The organism is Leucobacter luti (assembly GCF_050310065.1).
In the GTDB taxonomy this organism is placed as follows: domain Bacteria; phylum Actinomycetota; class Actinomycetes; order Actinomycetales; family Microbacteriaceae; genus Leucobacter; species Leucobacter luti_B.
In genome coordinates this window covers 1,569,578-1,586,212 of record NZ_CP190007.1, presented here as the reverse complement: position 1 = coordinate 1,586,212, position 16,635 = coordinate 1,569,578, and the positions used below count along the sequence as shown (strand labels likewise).

Sequence of the window (16,635 nt, the reverse complement as noted above, 5' to 3'; positions counted from 1 at the left end):
TGAGCCCCCTAGCGAACGTCGAAGGTGCGCGGATCCGGCCCGAGGTTCGTGCCGACCTCGTAGGCGTCGATCGCGGCCATCTCGACGTCCGTCAGCGCGAAGTCGAAGATGTCGGCGTTCTCGGCGAGACGCTCGCGCTTCGTCGTCTTCGGGAAGATGATGCGCCCCTGCTGCACGTGCCAGCGAAGCAGCACCTGCGCGGGCGACTTGCCGTGCGCCTCGGCCGCGGCGATGACCTCGGGCCTGGTCAGCAAGTCGGACTTGCCCTGGGCGAGCGGCCCCCACGCCTCGATCGCGATGCCCTGCTCCCGGCAGAAGCCGGTGAGCTCGCGGCGCTGGTGCAGCGGGTGCAGCTCGATCTGGTTCGCGGCGGGCACGACGCCCGTCTCGTCGATGATCTGCTGCAGGTCCTCGATCTCGAAGTTCGAGACGCCGATCGAGGTCGCGCGGCCGGACTCCCGGATCTTGATGAGCTCGCGCCAGGCGCCGAGCGCCTCGCCGAACATCGCCTGCGGCCAGTGGATGAGGTAGAGGTCGACGCGCTCGAGCCCGAGCTTGTCGAGGCTCTCCGCGAATGCCTCGGGCGCGCGCGTCTGATCCGTGTTCCACAGCTTGGTCGTGACGAAGAGCTCGTCGCGCGGGATCCCGCTCGCGGCGATCGCCTTGCCGACCTCACGCTCGTTCTCGTAGATCATGGCGGTGTCGATGTGGCGGTACCCCGCCTCGAGCGCCTCGGAGACGACCCGCTCGGTGTCGCCGGGCTCCACGAGGTAGACCCCGAGCCCGAGCTGGGGGATCTTGGCCCCGTCGTTGAGTTCGATCGTGGGAATGTCGAGAGCGGTCATGCGCTTCCTTCCGTCGATGGATCGGGGCCAGTGGGCCGCCAGCTGTGCAGTCATTCTATGTCCCAGCTTTGTATGGACATGCCCAAGTCGGAGTGAACTCTCGGGGAACGGTCACGCGATGCCACGGGGACGAGCACCCCCGCGGCTGGAATAATGGTGGAGTTATGTCGACATCGCCACGCATCGAGCTCAACGAGCAGCTTCCCGTCTCCCACATGCGCGGCGAGATCGAGGCCGCGATCAGGGATCATCAGGTCGTGATCGTCGCGGGCGAGACCGGCTCGGGCAAGACGACGCAGCTCCCCAAGATCGCGCTCGGGCTCGGCCGCGAGCGCATCGCGCACACCCAGCCGCGCCGGATCGCCGCGCGCACGATCGCGGAGCGCATCGCCGAGGAGCTCGGCTCGGAGCTCGGCGGTCTCGTGGGCTACCAGGTGCGCTTCACCGACCGCGTCTCCAAGGACACGAAGATCCGGCTCATGACGGACGGCATCCTGCTGAATGCGATCCACCGGGATCGCGACCTCCGCGACTACGACACGATCATCATCGACGAGGCGCACGAGCGCAGCCTCAACATCGACTTCCTGCTCGGCTACCTGAAGACGCTGCTCCCCCGCCGGCCCGACCTCAAGGTCATCATCACCTCGGCCACGATCGATCCCGAGTCGTTCGCGCGGCACTTCGCCGACGTGAAGACCGGCGAGCCCGCGCCCGTGATCGAGGTGTCCGGCCGCACCTACCCGGTCGAGCTCCGCTACCGGCCGCTCGTCACGAAGACCGAGGTGCCGGATCCGAAGGGCGGCCCACCCAAGGTCCGCACGGAGGAGCGGGACCTCTTCGACGCGATCGGCGACGCCGTCGACGAGCTCTCGCGCGAGGAGCCCGGCGACGTGCTCGTGTTCCTCTCCGGCGAGGCAGAGATCCGGGACGCCGCAGACGCGCTCGGCGGCCGCATGCGCTCGGGATCGGCGCGATCCCGAGCCGCGCGCACCGAGATCCTGCCGCTGTACGGCAGGCTCACCGCGGCCGAGCAGCATCGCGTCTTCGAGCGCGGCGCACCCGGCGTGCGGCGCATCGTGCTCGCGACGAACGTCGCCGAGACCTCGCTGACCGTGCCGGGCATCCGCTACGTCGTCGACGCCGGCACCGCGCGGATCTCGCGCTACAGCGCCAGGAGCAAGGTGCAGCGCCTCCCGATCGAGCCCGTCTCGCAGGCGAGCGCCAACCAGCGCTCGGGCCGCTCGGGCCGCACGAGCCCCGGCATCGCGATCCGCCTCTACAGCGAGGAGGACTTCGAGGGCCGCCCCGAGTTCACGGAACCCGAGATCAGGCGCACGGGGCTCGCCTCCGTGATCCTCCAGATGCTCGCACTCGGCCTCGGCGACATCGCCCGCTTCCCGTTCCTCACTCCCCCCGATCAGCGCGGGATCGCCGACGGCCTCGGTCTGCTCTCGGAGCTCGGGGCCGTGCGCACCGAGGGCAAGGGCGCCCGCGCGAACCACCGCATCACGAAGATCGGGCGCGAGCTCTCACGGCTCCCGATCGAGCCGCGCTTCGCCCGCATGGTCGTCGAGGCGCGCAGGCACGGTGTGGTCGACGAGGTGCTCGCGATCGTCGCGGGACTCACGATCCAGGACGTCCGGGAGCGCCCGCAGGCGGAGCGCGGCCGCGCCGACGAGTTGCACGCCCGCTTCGCCGACCCGCAGGGCGACCTCATGACCCTGCTCAACCTCTGGAACTACCTGCAGGAGCAGCAGCGCGAGCGGTCGTCGAGCGCGTTCCGGCGCATGTGCAAGGCCGAGTACCTGAACTTCCTGCGCGTGCGCGAGTGGATGGACCTGTATCGCCAGCTCTCGCGCGCCAAGCGCGGCGACGGGTCACGATCTGGCCCGGCAGCAGGCTCAGGATCCGGATCCGGATCCGGATCCGGATCCGCCGCCGGCTCCGCCTCCGAGCTCATCCACCGCTCGATCCTCGCAGGCCTGCTCTCGCAGCTCGGCGTGCGCGACGACCGCCAGGACCGCCGCGTGCCGCAGGGCAGGAACGTCGCGGGGGCTGGCAAGCGCAAGCCGGCGCAAGAGTTCGTGGGATCCCGCGGCACGCGCTTCGTGCTGTACCCGGGCTCCGTGCTCGCGAAGAAGCCGCCCGAGGTCGTCATGAGCGTCGAGCTCGTCGAGACCTCGCGCCTCTTCGCGCGCTCGAACGCCGTCGTCGATCCGGCGTGGGCCGAGGAGCTCGCAGGTCCGCTCGCGAAACGCCAGATCGGCGAGCCGCACTGGGAGAAGTCGCAGGGCGCCGCCGTCGCGATCGAGCGGGTGACCCTGTTCGGCGTGCCGATCGTGACCGGGCGGCGGGTGCAGCTCTCCCGCACCGATCCCGAGCACGCGCGCGAGCTCTTCATCCGGCACGCGCTCGTCGAGGGCGACTGGGACTCCCCCCAGGCCTTCGACCGCGCCAACCGCCAGCTGCGCCGCGAGCTCGAACAGCTCGAGGAGCGCACGCGCCGCCGCGACATCGTGAGCGACGACGAGACGATCACCGAGTTCTACGACGCGCGGATCCCGGCCGACGTGTTCTCCACCCGCAGCTTCGAGGGCTGGTGGAAGGAGAAGCAGAAGCGGGATCCGAAGTTCCTGCACCTGCGCCGCGAGGACCTCGTCGAGGACGAGGCCGAGCCGGTCGACGAGACGGAGTACCCGCGGGAGTGGCGCCACGGCGACCAGACGCTGCGGCTGCGCTACCGCTTCGACCCCACCGCAGAGGACGACGGCGTCACCGTGAACGTGCCGCTCCCCCTCCTGCCACGCCTCGACAGCACCGACTTCGAAAAGCTCGTGCCCGGCCTCAGGCAGGAGCTCGTGACGGCGCTCATCAAGACGCTGCCGAAGGCGATCCGGAAGCACGTCGTGCCCGCCGCCGACTGGGCGCGCACGCTGCTCGCTGCCGTCGGGCCGAAGCTCGACGCGGCCGGCGCTGCGGGCGCCGGGGGCGCCGCCGAGCCCGCCTCGCTCGCGCAGCTCCTCGCCGACGAGATCCGGCGCCGCACGAGCGTCGTCGTCTCGGCGAGCGACTTCGATCCGGAGCGGCTGCCCGCGCACCTCACGCCGACGTTCCGCGTGGTCGACGGCCGCGGCCGCACGGTCGGCTCGGGGAAGAACCTCGGCGAGCTGCAGCGCGCGCACCGGGAGCAGGCGACCGCGGGCGTGGCCCGCGTCGCCCAGGCCGCGCTGCCGAAGAGCGAGCTGGAGCGTACCGGCGCCACGAGCTGGGACTTCGGCGAGCTGCCCCGGCACGTCGACTCGGCGTACGCGAAGGGCCGCGGCGGCGCGGGGGCCGGCGTCGTGCGCGCCTACCCCGCGATCGTTGACCGTCGCACGGGCGTCGACCTGCGGCTCGTCGCCGACGCCGCCGAGCAGACCAGGCTGTCGCGGCGCGGGATACGGCGCCTCGTCGCGCTGAGCTCCCCCTCGCCCGCGAGCTACGTCAGGGATCACCTCTCCAACCAGGAGAAGCTGCTGCTCGGTGCGGGTCCGTATCGCACCCTCGACCAGGCGATCGCCGACGTCTCGCTCGCCGTGGCCGACCGGGTGATCCGGCGCCACGCGCCCGACGGGCTCGTCTGGAGCGCGGACGTCTTCCAGGCCATCACGGACGACTACGCGCGATCCCTCATCGACGAGATCTACGGCGCGATCGCGCTCACGGCGCGCGTGCTCGACGGCGCCCGCCTCGCCCGCAAGGCAATCGACGCGGCGAAGTCGATCCAGGTGCTCAGCCAGGTCGCCGACGCGGCGAAGCAGCTCGACGGGCTCGTGTTCGAGGGCTTCGTCTCGCGGACCGGGATCGAGCGGCTCGAGCGGCTGCCCGTCTACCTCGAGGCGATCGCCGTGCGGATGCGCGGCCTCGCCGAGCAGCCGGGGCGCGACCGCGCCTGGCAGAACGAGATCGACCGCGCGCTCGCGCTCTACGCCGAGGCCGGCGGCGCGATCCCGCTGCCGGATCCCGCGCCCGAGTTCCTCACGCGGGCGCGCTGGCAGATCGAGGAGCTGCGGGTCAGCCTCTTCGCGCAGCAGCTGCGCGCCGCCGAGTCGGTGTCGCTGCAGCGGATCCAGAAGACGCTGCGCGAGCGCTCGGGCTAGGTTTCGCTCCCAGGCACAGTGTCAACCCTTTGCACTCAGCCAGAGAACTGCACCCAACTTCAAGAATTTGGGCAGACAGCCCCTGTGAGCGCAGAACTCCCAACGAGCGCAGGTAGGCAGCGCTCCCCCACAGCACCCTGCGCCAGCGCACCGTGCCGACCCTTAGCGCTCAGCAGGAAATCTGCACCCAACTTCAAGAATTTGGGCAGACAGCCCCTGTGAGCGCAGAACTCCCAGCGAGCGCAGGCGCAGCCAGGCGCTCGCACCCCAAGTAGCTCGCCTAGTTCGCGCTCTTGTTCGCCGAGTCGACGAGGATCCGGCGCGCCTCGTGCACGAGCTCGGGCTCCGTCACGAGGTCGTAGCGCCCCGCGACCATCTGCATCACCGAGGAGAAGTCGCGGCGGTTGCGGTTGAGCGCGTAGGAGAGCACGCCGAAGAGCATGCCGAAGCCGGCGCCGATCACGACGGCCGCGATGAACACTCCGAGGATCGCCGTGTTGTCCGGCTGGAAGATGAAAAGCAGCAGGCCGAGGAAGAGGCCCAGGTAGGCGCCGGAAAGCGCACCCATGAGTGCGACGCGGCCGTAGGTCAGGCGCCCCGTGACGCGCTCCACGCTGCGGAGCTCGTTGCCGACGATGCTGATCTGCTGCACCGGGTAGCCGGCCCGCGCGAGCACGTCAACGGCGTGCTTCGCGTCCTCGTAGCGGTCGTAGGTGGAGACGATCTCGCCCTTCGGCAGCTCCGGCATCATCGGGGCGCGGTTCGAGGGGACGGGGCCTGGTGTGGTCATGCTTCGATTCTCCCACGTCACGCTGCAAGTTGCGGGCGTTCGCGACACGCGAAGCGCGGGCCGCCGCGATCCGGCGCATCCGGCGCGCCGCAGGGAGCCGGCCGCACCCTGCGCCCCACTTCTCGGGCAAGGGACGGTAGTTTAGGTGCGTGAGCACTTCGAGGGTTTTTGTCGGCCGTCTCGCCGGCCGGGGGGTATTCGATCCGGTCGGCGACCGGATCGGCAAGGTCCGCGACGTACTCGTCGTTTTTCGGGCAGCGAGCGCGCCGCGCGTCGTTGGCCTGATCGTCGAGATCCCGGGCAAACGTCGCGTGTTCGTGCCGATCGGCAGGGTCACCTCGATCGGCTCCGGCCAGGTCATCACGACGGGGCTCATCAATGTCAGGCGCTTCGAGCAGCGCGGCGGCGAGACCCGCATGATTGCCGAGCTGATCGGGCGCGACGTGCAGGTGCTCCCGGAGACCCCGACGGGTCAGCCGCAGTCCGGCCGGATCGAGGACGCCGCGATCGAGCGCGCACGCTCGGGCGAGTGGCTCGTCTCCGAGGTGTTCGTGCGCTTCCCGAAGCCCGCGACCCCGTTCAGCCGGGGCGACTCGCGCATCGTGCGCTGGTCCGAGCTGCGCATGCCGACGACGAGCGAGACCGCGCAGTCGGCGGAGCTCCTGATCCAGACCCTTGTCGACCTGAAGCCAGCCGACCTCGCCGAGGCGCTCCTCGAGCTGCCGCGGCCCCGCATGATCGAGGTCGTCTCCGAGCTCGCCGACGACCGCGTCGCCGACGCGCTCGAGGAGATGAGCGAGTCCGACCAGATGGAGCTGCTCGCCCAGCTGCCCGCGGACCGCACCGCCGACGTGCTCGACCGGATGGAGCCGGACGACGCCGCCGACCTGATCTCGGCGCTCCCCGCAGCCAAGGGCGAGGAGCTCCTGGAACTCATGGAGCCCGAGGAGGCCGAGGACGTGCGGCGCCTGCTCGAGTACGAGAGCGACACCGCCGGCGGCCTCATGAGCCCGGCCCCGATCGTGCTCTCCGGCGAGTCGAGCGTCGCCGAGGGGCTCGCGATGATCCGGCGCGCGGAGATCCCGCCCGCGATGGCCTCGGCCGTCTACATCACGCACCCGCCATACGAGACGCCGACGGGCGAGTACATCGGCATGGCGCACTTCCAGCGCATGCTCCGCTTCCCTCCGCACGAGCGGCTGTCCGCGCTCGTCGACCCCGAGATCGAGCCCGTCGAGGTGACTGCGAGCGCGGCCGAGGTGTCGCGCCGGCTCGCGAGCTACGACCTCGTCGCGATGCCGGTCGTCGACGAGCAGAACCGGCTGGTCGGCGTCGTCACGGTCGACGACGTGCTCGACCACCTGCTGCCCGACGACTGGCGGCACGCGGACGACGAGGTTCCCGGGGGTGTGCGATGAGCTGGTTCAAGCGCAAGGATCCCGGCCTGGACGCGCCGCTCTCGACCGGCGGGCGCGCCCCGAGCGTACGCGCACCGCGCACGATGGGCGATGCCCCGAGCGGCAACGAGCGCTTCGGCAGGTGGACCGAGAGCATCGCCCGCGGCATGGGCACCCCGTGGTTCCTGCTGCTCCTCACCGCCGTGTGTATCGCGTGGCTCGCCTGGAACACCTTCGGGCCCGAGGAGTTCCGCTTCGACTCGGCGGCGCTCGGCTTCACGGCCCTCACCCTCATCCTCTCGCTGCAGGCCTCCTACGCCGCGCCGATGATCCTGCTCGCGCAGAACCGGCAGGACGACCGTGACCGCGTGCAGATCGAGCAGGACCGGCAGCGCGCCGAGCGGAACCTCGCCGACACCGAGTTCCTCGCGCGCGAGGTCGTGGCGCTGCGCCTCGCCCTCAAGGACTTGCCTGACCGGGAGTTCCTGCGCGCCGAGCTGAAGTCGCTGCTCGCCGAGATCGAGGAGGGGCGCGAGGAGGAGGACGAGGATCCGGATTCGGGTCCGGATCCTGAGCCGGCGCGGGCTCCGGATCCTGAGCCGCGCACCGACCGCCCGCGCACCGACAGCCCGCGGGGGCGACAGCAGTGACCGACGCGGATCCGCGCGCGGGGGCGAACGCGCCCGAGCGCGCCGTCTGGGCAGCCCTCGACGGGGTGCGCGACCCCGAGATCATGCGACCCGTGACCGAGCTCGGCATGGTGCGCGAGGTGACCGTCGACGGCGCGGGCGCCGCTCGCGTGTCGATCCTGCTCACGATCGCCGGCTGCCCCGCGGCGCGCCGGATCGAGGCCGACACGCTCGCGGCGGCCGAGTCGGCGGCCGGGGTCACGAGCGCCGAGGTCGAGGTGGGCGTCATGTCCCCCGCCGAGCGCACGGCGTTCATCGAGCGCGTGCGCGGCGAGAAGGGGACGCGGGCGCCGCAGTTCGGGCCCGACACGCTGACGCGCGTCATCACGGTGACGAGCGGCAAGGGCGGGGTCGGGAAGTCCTCGCTCACGGCCGGACTCGCGGTCGCCCTCGCGGCGAAGGGCCTCTCGGTCGGGCTCGTCGACGCCGACGTCTTCGGGTTCTCGATCCCGGGCATCCTGGGGCTCAGTCGCGGCGGCGAGACGGCGCAGCCGACGCGCGTCGGCGACATGATCCTGCCGCCCGTCGCGCACGGCGTGAAGGTGATCTCGATCGGGATGTTCCTCGGCGACGCCGACCCGCGCACGACCGCCGTGTCGTGGCGCGGGCCGATGCTGCACCGCACGATCGAGCAGTTCCTGCGCGACGTCTGGTTCGGCGACCTCGACGTGCTGCTCCTCGACCTGCCGCCGGGCACAGGGGACATCGCGATCAGCGTGGGGCAGCTGCTGCCGAACGCGGAGGTGCTCGTCGTGACGACGCCGCAGGAGGCCGCCGCGGACGTCGCCGTGCGGAGCGCCCTCGTCGCCCGCCAGACCGGCCAGCGCGTGATCGGGGTCGTCGAGAACATGGCCGGGCTCGCGCAGCCCGACGGCTCGGTGCTCGAGCTCTTCGGCACGGGCGGGGGCGCGCTCGTGGCCGCGCGCCTGAGCGACGAGGAGCACGGGGAGGTGCCGCTGCTCGCGAGCGTGCCACTCAGCCCCGCGTTCCGCGAGGGCGGGGACACGGGATCGCCCGCGGTGCTCTCGGCCCCCGCGGATCCCGCGGCCGCCGCCGTGCTCGGGCTTGCCGAGCGCATCGCAACGCAGGGCCGCGGACTCGCGGGCCGCTCCCTCGGCATCGCGCCCCGCTAGGCGGTTGTTAGCGATTTCGGGGCCTCCGGCTGCGCCGAAGCCCCGAAATCGCTAACAACCAGAGCGTCTCCGGGCTAGGTGGCCTCGTCGTCGTAGCGGACGCCCTGCGGGGGCGCGGGATCCGGCGCGGGACCCCCGTCACCGGCCGCCGGATCCGCCGCCGGATCCGCCGCTGCACCCTCCGAGGCGGCGAACGCCGCGGTGCTCGCGCGTCTCGCCTCGGCGGCGTCAGCCTGCCGCTTGCGCCGCGCTTCGAGTCGCGCCTCGCGCTCGTCCTCGACGAGGGCGTCGCGGATGATCCGGCGCGGATCGTACTGGCGCGGGTCGAGCTGCTTCCAGTCGACCTCGTCGAACTCGGGGCCCATCTCGTCTTTGAGGCGATCCTTCGCACCGTCAGCCATGCGCTTGATGTTCCGCACGAGCTCGCCCAGCTTCTTCGCGTAGACGGGTAGGCGCTCAGGACCGAGCAAAAATATGGCGATCACAAGGATCACCAGTATCTTGTCGAAGTTCAGGCCCATGATGCACAATCGTAGCGCTCGCCGGGACCCCAAAGCTCCGCCGGGCCCGCTATTCCCGCCGTGTCGCGCGTGGGAGCAGGGCCAGAGGCCCGGTCGGCCCTACGCTAGGGGGTGCGCGGCGCCCGACCGGTGGCGCACCGCGCGCCCGGATCCGGAGGAGAACGTGAGCAGGCTCGAACGCAACTGGCAGTACGCGGAGCAGTACCCGACCGAGACCGAGGGCATCAACCGCGCCCGCAGGCTCTCGCTCGAGCTCGGCATCGAGCCCGTGAGCCGCTCCGTCGGGGCGATGCTCTCCGGCCTCACCGCACTCTCCAAGGCACAGGCCATCTGCGAGGTCGGCACCGGCGTCGGCGTGAGCGGGCTCTCGCTGCTCCGCCACGTGCCCGAGGCCACGCTCACCTCGATCGAGATCGAGCCCGAGCACCTGCGCGAGGCCAAGTCGATCTTCTCGGAGGCGGGCGTCCCCGCCTCGCGCCTCCGCCTCATCGAGGGAGACGCCCAGCACGTCATGCCCCGCCTCAACACGGGCGCCTACGACCTCGTGCTCCTGCACACCGACCCGGCGAGCGTGCTCGACCACCTCGAGTACGCGCTCTCGATCGTGCGCTCGGGCGGCAGCATCGTGATCCCCGGCGCGCTCGCTGGCGGCCGGGTTCCGGATCCCGCCGCACGCGACGAAGAGACCCGCACGATGCGCGACCTCCTGCACCTCGTCGCCGAGGCGCCCGGGATCGGCCCCGTGCTCTCCCCCGCCGGCGACGGCGTGCTCACGCTCGTGCGCCTCGACGGCTGATCCGGCCCCGAACAGCAGAACACCCCCGCAGGAAAGTTCCTGCGGGGGTGTTTCGTTGATCGGGATCGACTAGCCGTCGAGCACTCCCGCGAGGACGTCACGAAGCTCGGCAGCCTCCTGATCGTTGACCGATACTACGAGGCGCCCACCGCCCTCGAGCGGAACGCGCACGACGATAAGTCGGCTTTCGCGCACCGCCTCCATGGGTCCATCCCCGGTCCTCGGTTTCATCGCAGCCATGACGCCTCCTCGCAGCTTGTATGGTTCCTTTCCATTTTATCGGAACCTGTGAGCCACATGCGAACCGGAAGCAACGCAGTGCGTCATGAATCAATCAATTGTTCACCCTGAGCCACTCGCGGAGGGCCCTCCAGCTCGCCTCGATCTGCGCCACGGGCACCCGCTCGTCATCCGCGTGCGCGAGCAGCGGGTCGCCCGGGCCGAAGTTCACCGCGGGGATCCCGAGGGCCGAGAAGCGAGACACGTCCGTCCAGCCGACCTTCGCGCTCGGCTCGCCGCCGACCGCGGCCGAGAAGGCCTGCGCGATCGGGGCATCGAGGCCGGGGCGCGCCCCGGGGGCCGCGTCGACGATGTCGACGGCGTCCGCGTCGCGGAAGAAGTCGCGCACAAAGTCGGCCGCCTGCTCGACCGACTTGTTCGGGGCGAAGCGGTAGTTCACCTCGATCACGCAGAGATCCGGGATCACGTTGCCTGCGACGCCGCCCTCGATCCGGACCGCATTGAGCCCCTCGCGGAACTCGAGCCCGTCGACGACGACCCGCGCAGGCTCGTATTCCGAGAGCCCGGCGAGCACCATCCCGGCGCGGTGGATCGCGTTCACGCCCATCCAGGACCGCGCAGAGTGGGCGCGTTTGCCGCGCAGCGTCACCCGCGCGCGCAGCGTGCCGTTGCAGCCGCCCTCGATCCGCCCGTTCGTCGGCTCGCCGAGGATCGCAAAGTCGGCCTCGAAGAGTTCGGGGCTGTTTCTGAGCGCCCGGCCGAGCCCGCTGAGATCCGAGGCGACCTCCTCGTGGTCGTACCAGATCCAGGTCACGTCGTGCACGGGCGCGTCGAGCTCGAGCGCGAGCGCGAGCTGCACGGCGACGCCGGCCTTCATGTCGACCGTGCCGCGGCCCCAGATGAGCTCCTCGCCGGTGTCGGGATCCCGCATCTCGCGCACGGGAACGTTGTCGTTGATCGGCACCGTGTCGAGGTGGCCGGCGATCGCGACGCGGCGCGCGCGGCCCAACTCGGTGCGGGCGATGATCGTGTCGCCGTCCCTGACGACGCGGAGGTGCGGTGCACGCGCCGCGAGGACGGCCTCCACCGCGTCTGCGATGGCCTGCTCATCCCCCGAAACCGAGGGAATGTTGCAGAGTTGCCTGGTGAGGTCTGCTGGTCCGGATGCTGGGTCGATGGAGTGCGCTCGGCTGCTCTTCACGCTGACCAGCCTATCTCGGCACGGTTACGATGGTTCCCATGAATTCACCGCGCCTCGCCTGGTCCTCCGGAATTGCCACCGTCGCGAACGACGGCTCCGTGCTCGACGCCTGGTTCCCCTCGCCGTCGCTCGGCGGGCGGCCCGCGGATCAGGATCCCTGGATCGCGCCGGCCGAGCTCGAGGAGCTCACCGGCAGCGACGAGGCGCGCGGCGTGGAGACGCGCTTCGTGAACATCGAGATCGACCTCGACGCGGCGCCCGCGAGCACGGAGGACGCCTATTTGCGCCTGCACCTCCTCTCGCACTGCCTCGTGGCGCCGAACTCGCTGAACCTCGACGGGATCTTCGGCCGGCTGCCGAACGTCGCGTGGACGACCGCTGGGCCCATGCGGCCCGAGGACTACTCGGCCAGGATCCCGCACCTTCGCCGCGCTGGCATCTCGCTCGTCGGCCTCGACAAGTTTCCCCGGCTCACGGACTACGTCGTGCCCGCGGGCGTGCGGATCGCCGACGCCTCGCGCGTGCGCCTCGGCGCGCACCTCGCGCCGGGCACCACGGTCATGCACGAGGGCTTCGTGAACTTCAACGCCGGCACGCTCGGCGCCTCGATGGTCGAGGGCCGGATCTCGCAGGGCGTCGTCGTGGGCGACGGTTCCGACATCGGCGGCGGCGCATCCATCATGGGGACGCTCTCCGGCGGCGGCACGCAGCGGATCGCGATCGGCGAGCGCGCGCTGCTCGGAGCGAACTCGGGGGTCGGGATCTCGATCGGCGACGACAGCGTCGTCGAGGCTGGCCTGTACGTGACCGCGGGCACGAAGGTCGTGCTGCCGAAGGGCACCGACACCTCGGGCGGCGAGCCGGTCGAGGTGAAGGCGCTCGAGCTCTCGGGCGTCGCGCAGCTGCTCTTCCGCCGCAACTCGCGCACGGGAGCCGTCGAGGCGCTCCCCCGCGAGGGCTCGGGCATCACGCTCAACGCGGCGCTCCACGCGTAGCGCGTTCGTTGTTAGCGATTTCGGGCCTTCGCGCGGCGCGGAAGCCCCGAAATCGCTAACAAGGGGGCGCGCGGCCGGCGCTCGCTCCGTATTCTGCGCTCGCTCACACGCTCGCGCCCGGATCCTGCGGAACGAGCGCAGAACGCGGAACGAGCGCACACCGCCCCCAGGCGCGAAGAAGGCGCCGGATCCCGGGCGGGATCCGGCGCCTGCGCGCGGAGGGGCCTGCGCCCTAGCGGTCGAGGTGACGCTCGGGCGAGCCGATGTAGAGCTGCTGCGGGCGACCGATCTTGGTCTGGCGATCCTCGCGCGCCTCGCGCCACTGCGCGATCCAGCCGGGCAGGCGCCCGATCGCGAAGAGCACCGTGAACATCCTGGTCGGGAAGCCCATCGCCTTGTAGATGACGCCGGTGTAGAAGTCGACGTTCGGGTAGAGCTTGCGCTCCTTGAAGTAGTCGTCCTCGAGCGCGATCTGCTCGAGCTCCTGCGCGAGGCCGAGCAGCGGGTCATTGACGCCGAGCTCCTCGAGCACGCGGCCGGCGCTCTCGCGCACGATTCGGGCGCGCGGGTCGTAGTTCTTGTAGACGCGGTGCCCGAAGCCCATGAGCTTCACCCCGTCCTCCTTGCGCTTGACCTTCTCGACGAAGGTCTCGACGCTCTGCCCCGAGTCGCGGATCTGCGCGAGCATGTCGAGCACGGCCTCGTTCGCACCGCCGTGCAGCGGGCCCGAGAGCGCGTTGATGCCGGCCGATACCGAGGAGAACATATTGGCGCCGGTCGAGCCGACGAGGCGCACGGTCGACGTCGACGCGTTCTGCTCGTGGTCGGCGTGCAGGATCAGGAGCTTGTCGAGCGCGTCGACGAGCACGGGGTTCATCACGTACTTCTCAGCCTTGTTGCCGAAGTTCAGGCGCAGGAAGTTCTCGACGAAGCCGAGGTTGTTGTCCGGGTAGAGGAACGCCTGGCCGATCGACTTCTTGTGCGCGTAGGCGGCGAGCACGGGCAGTTTCGCGAGCAGGCGGATCGTATTGACCTCCACGAACTCGGGCACCGCGGTGTCGAGCGAGTCCTCGTAGTAGGTCGACATCGTCTGCAGGCCGCCGGAGAGCACCGCCATCGGGTGCGCCGTGTGCGGCACGCCCTCGAAGTAGTAGCGCATGTCCTCGTGGAGGAGCGTGTGGCGCCGGATCTCGTCGTCGAACGCCGCGAGCTGGTCGGCGGTGGGCAGCTCGCCGTAGATCAGGAGATACGCGACCTCGAGGAACGTCGACTGGCTCGCGAGCTCGTCGATCGGGTAGCCCCGGTAGCGCAGCACGCCCTGTTCACCGTCGATGTAGGTGATCTCCGACTTGGTTGAGGCCGTGTTCACGAAGCCGTAATCGAGGGCCGTGAGCCCGGTCTGCTTCATGAGCGTGCTGACGTCGATCGCCGAGTATCCGTCGACCGAGGGCACGATCGGGAACTCCGCGCTACCCCCTGGGAACGTCAGCTTCGCAGCCGCCTGGGCCTGATCCTGAGTCGAATCGCTCACTTCGTCTCCTCGTGGGGTCTCGTGGTGGCGGGCGTCTGGTGTGACTCGCCATCTCTTACACCTTATCGGCTCCGCGAGGAGCACTTTTGCGCGCGTCGATGCATCGCACTCGCCCTAGAGTATCTCGACGTCGAACGAAATGTCGATTCGGGATCCGGATCAGCGTGCCGCGGACAACCGCTTCGCGGCGGCGGCAATGTCGGCGTCGCTCGCGGTGAGGGCGAGCCGCACGTGCCGCGGCGAGTGGTCCCCGTAGAAGTGCCCGGGACCGGCCACGATCCCGATCTCGGCAAGCGCCGCGATGCTGTCCCACGCGTCCTCGTCGCGGGTCGCCCAGAGGTAGAGCCCCGCCTCGCTGCCCTCGATGCGGAATCCGGCGGCCTCGAGCGCCGGGCGGAGGATCCGCCTGCGTGCGCGGTACAGCTCCCGCTGAGTGTTGACGTGCGACTCGTCGCCGAGCGCCGCGATCATCGCGGCCTGCACTGGCGCCGGCAGCATGAGCCCGGCGTGCTTCCGCACGGTGAGGAGCCGCTCGATGAGCTCCGGATCGCCGGCCACGAACGCGGCACGGTAGCCCGCGAGGTTCGACTGCTTGCTCAGCGAATACGCGCTCAGCACTCCGGTGTGGTCACTTCCCACGACCGCCGGGTCCAGGATCGACGGGATCGGATCCGCATCCCACGGCGCGTCCCAGCCGAACTCCGCGTAGCACTCGTCGCCCGCGATGACCGCGCCGAGCTCGCGCGCCCGCTCGACCGCGCGCCTGAGCGCCGCAGCGTCAAGCACCCGCCCGTCGGGATTCGAGGGCGAGTTGACCCACACGAGGCGGGTGTTCTCCGGCCACTCGGCCGGGTCGTCGGCGGGGACGGCATCGGCGCCCATGAGGGCCGCGCCCATGGCGTAGCTCGGGTAGGCGATCCGCGGGAACACGACCGCGTCGCCCGCGCCGAGGCCGAGGAGCATCGGCAGCAGGGCGACGAGCTCCTTCGAGCCGACGGTCGGGAGGACCGCTTCGGGCGCGACGGCCACGCCGCGGCGCCGCAGGAACCACTCGGCGATCGCCTCGCGGAGCGCGGGGCTGCCGGCGGTCGCCGGGTAGGCGTGCGCGTCGGTCGCTGCCGAGAGCGCCTCGCGCACTCCCGGTGGGCTCGGATCGACGGGCGATCCGACCGAGAGGTTCAGCGCGCCCTCGGGGTGCTGCGCCGCCTTCTCGGAGAAGGGCCGCATCGCGTCCCACGGGTAGTCGGGCAGCGGCCCGCGCACGCTCAGTCGCCCTGCGGCGGCAGGGCCGCGATGATCGGGTGGTCGAAGTCGTAGACGCCGACCTTGGCGGCGCCGCCGGGCGAGCCGATCTCGTCGAAGAATTCGACGTTCGCCTTGTAGTAGTCGGACCACTCGCTCGGCAGGTCGTCCTCGTAGTAGATCGCTTCGACGGGGCACACGGGCTCGCAGGCGCCGCAGTCCACACACTCGTCGGGGTGAATGTAGAGCGAGCGTTCACCCTCGTAGATGCAGTCCACCGGGCATTCGTCGACGCAGGCCCGATCCTTCACGTCGACACATGGAAGTGCAATCACGTAGGTCACGCTGCCCGCCTTTCACTCGGGGTGGAGCCAGGTTCGACTCCGATTCATCCATCCTACTCTCGTGCGCCCCCTCAGCCTGCAGCCGCCCCGAGCGCCGCGAGCGCCGCGTCGCTCACGAGCACGATCCACGCCCCCGCGAAGAGGGCCGGAGCGAACGGAAGGCGGTCGATCCACTCGATCCTGGCCCCGACTCCTGCCCCGGATCTGCGCCCCGACCTGGGTGATGCGCGGGATCGGCTCCCAGGGTCGCCGCGCGCGCCGCGGCGCCGGTACAGGACGAGGAGCATCCCCCAGAGCCCCGCGATGATCGCTGCGGCGAGGAAGCCCACGAGCACACCGGGCCAGCCGCCGACGAAGCCGAGCACCCCGCCCGCGAGCGGCGCGGCCTTGACGTCGCCGCCGCCGAAACCGCCCGGCACGGCGAGCCAGAGCGCGGCTCCGACGCCGAACGCCGCCGCGGCCCCGCCGAGCGTCTCGGCGAGCCACGGCACCGCGGGGATCGGCGCAGGCCAGAACGCGGCTCCCACGCTGCCGGCGCGCGGGTCCGGGTGCCCGAGCGGGCCGGGCGCCTGGAACCACTCGCCGCTCGAGAGGCCGTGCGCGACCGCCGACAGCACGAGCAGCGCGAGCGTTGCGACGAGGCCCGGGATCACGATCCGATTGGGCAGGATCCCGTATCGCAGGTCCCGGCTGACGAGCCAGATCGAGGTGCCCGCGAAGCACAGCAGGGCGAGCGCTGCGAGTCCCTCCGAGGCGCCCACCGCATCGC

15 protein-coding genes are annotated in these 16,635 nt (G+C 70.9%); 6 read left to right on the top strand and 9 right to left on the bottom strand.

Annotated features, from left to right (window positions below; all coding sequences use genetic code 11):
- Positions 1-8 precede the first annotated feature (8 nt).
- Positions 9-845, bottom strand: a complete 837-nt coding sequence (locus ACOPJ3_RS07305; RefSeq protein ID WP_427871182.1) for an aldo/keto reductase — start codon at positions 843-845, stop codon at positions 9-11.
- Positions 846-1,009: 164 nt separating this feature from the next.
- Between ACOPJ3_RS07305 and hrpA the strand changes: the two genes are divergently transcribed.
- On the top strand, positions 1,010-4,987 hold the full coding sequence (gene hrpA / locus ACOPJ3_RS07300; RefSeq protein ID WP_427868537.1) for an ATP-dependent RNA helicase HrpA: 3,978 nt from the start codon (positions 1,010-1,012) through the stop codon (positions 4,985-4,987).
- Between the two features lie 280 nt (positions 4,988-5,267).
- On the opposite strand, the gene ACOPJ3_RS07295 is transcribed toward hrpA, so the two are convergent.
- Positions 5,268-5,777, bottom strand: coding sequence for a general stress protein (locus tag ACOPJ3_RS07295; protein WP_427868536.1), 510 nt, complete (start codon positions 5,775-5,777; stop codon positions 5,268-5,270).
- Positions 5,778-5,926: 149 nt separating this feature from the next.
- Here ACOPJ3_RS07295 and ACOPJ3_RS07290 point away from each other — a divergent pair, with 149 nt between their 5' ends.
- From ACOPJ3_RS07290 to ACOPJ3_RS07280, 3 genes are all read left to right on the top strand, one after another.
- Positions 5,927-7,195, top strand: a complete 1,269-nt coding sequence (locus ACOPJ3_RS07290; protein WP_427868535.1) for a magnesium transporter MgtE N-terminal domain-containing protein — start codon at positions 5,927-5,929, stop codon at positions 7,193-7,195.
- On the top strand, positions 7,192-7,824 hold the full coding sequence (locus tag ACOPJ3_RS07285; protein WP_427868534.1) for a DUF1003 domain-containing protein: 633 nt from the start codon (positions 7,192-7,194) through the stop codon (positions 7,822-7,824). Before ACOPJ3_RS07290 ends, ACOPJ3_RS07285 begins: the two co-directional genes overlap by 4 nt.
- A gap of 83 nt (positions 7,825-7,907) precedes the next feature.
- Positions 7,908-8,996 (top strand): P-loop NTPase, encoded by a 1,089-nt coding sequence (locus ACOPJ3_RS07280; protein WP_427871181.1) that lies wholly within the window; start codon positions 7,908-7,910, stop codon positions 8,994-8,996.
- Between the two features lie 74 nt (positions 8,997-9,070).
- On the opposite strand, the gene ACOPJ3_RS07275 is transcribed toward ACOPJ3_RS07280, so the two are convergent.
- A complete protein-coding gene (locus tag ACOPJ3_RS07275; protein WP_427868533.1) occupies positions 9,071-9,517 on the bottom strand; it encodes a twin-arginine translocase TatA/TatE family subunit in 447 nt (148 codons plus the stop codon).
- Between the two features lie 163 nt (positions 9,518-9,680).
- Between ACOPJ3_RS07275 and ACOPJ3_RS07270 the strand changes: the two genes are divergently transcribed.
- On the top strand, positions 9,681-10,313 hold the full coding sequence (locus ACOPJ3_RS07270) for an O-methyltransferase (protein WP_427868532.1): 633 nt from the start codon (positions 9,681-9,683) through the stop codon (positions 10,311-10,313).
- Between the two features lie 69 nt (positions 10,314-10,382).
- On the opposite strand, the gene ACOPJ3_RS07265 is transcribed toward ACOPJ3_RS07270, so the two are convergent.
- Both ACOPJ3_RS07265 and dapE read right to left on the bottom strand, forming a co-directional pair.
- Entirely contained in the window at positions 10,383-10,553 is a 171-nt protein-coding gene (locus ACOPJ3_RS07265) for a DUF3117 domain-containing protein (RefSeq protein WP_075201434.1), read from the bottom strand.
- A 94-nt stretch (positions 10,554-10,647) separates the two neighbouring features.
- Positions 10,648-11,754 carry a succinyl-diaminopimelate desuccinylase gene (gene dapE, locus ACOPJ3_RS07260; protein ID WP_427868531.1) on the bottom strand — a complete coding sequence of 369 codons (1,107 nt, stop codon included), beginning with the start codon at positions 11,752-11,754 and terminating at the stop codon, positions 10,648-10,650.
- Positions 11,755-11,792: 38 nt separating this feature from the next.
- On the opposite strand from dapE, the gene dapD reads away from it, so the two are divergent.
- Entirely contained in the window at positions 11,793-12,749 is a 957-nt protein-coding gene (dapD, locus tag ACOPJ3_RS07255; protein ID WP_427868530.1) for a 2,3,4,5-tetrahydropyridine-2,6-dicarboxylate N-succinyltransferase, read from the top strand.
- 232 nt (positions 12,750-12,981) lie between these two features.
- On the opposite strand, the gene ACOPJ3_RS07250 is transcribed toward dapD, so the two are convergent.
- The 4 genes from ACOPJ3_RS07250 to ACOPJ3_RS07235 all read right to left on the bottom strand — a co-directional run bounded on the left by ACOPJ3_RS07250 (position 12,982) and on the right by ACOPJ3_RS07235 (position 16,627).
- Positions 12,982-14,280 carry a citrate synthase gene (locus ACOPJ3_RS07250; protein WP_427868529.1) on the bottom strand — a complete coding sequence of 433 codons (1,299 nt, stop codon included), beginning with the start codon at positions 14,278-14,280 and terminating at the stop codon, positions 12,982-12,984.
- A 159-nt stretch (positions 14,281-14,439) separates the two neighbouring features.
- On the bottom strand, positions 14,440-15,543 hold the full coding sequence (gene dapC / locus ACOPJ3_RS07245) for a succinyldiaminopimelate transaminase (protein ID WP_427868528.1): 1,104 nt from the start codon (positions 15,541-15,543) through the stop codon (positions 14,440-14,442).
- Positions 15,544-15,545: 2 nt separating this feature from the next.
- The gene (fdxA, locus tag ACOPJ3_RS07240) at positions 15,546-15,866 is read right to left on the bottom strand and encodes a ferredoxin (protein WP_427868527.1); all 321 of its coding nucleotides are present in this window, start codon (positions 15,864-15,866) and stop codon (positions 15,546-15,548) included.
- A 71-nt stretch (positions 15,867-15,937) separates the two neighbouring features.
- The gene (locus tag ACOPJ3_RS07235; RefSeq protein WP_427868526.1) at positions 15,938-16,627 is read right to left on the bottom strand and encodes a hypothetical protein; all 690 of its coding nucleotides are present in this window, start codon (positions 16,625-16,627) and stop codon (positions 15,938-15,940) included.
- Between the last annotated feature and the right edge of the window lie 8 nt (positions 16,628-16,635).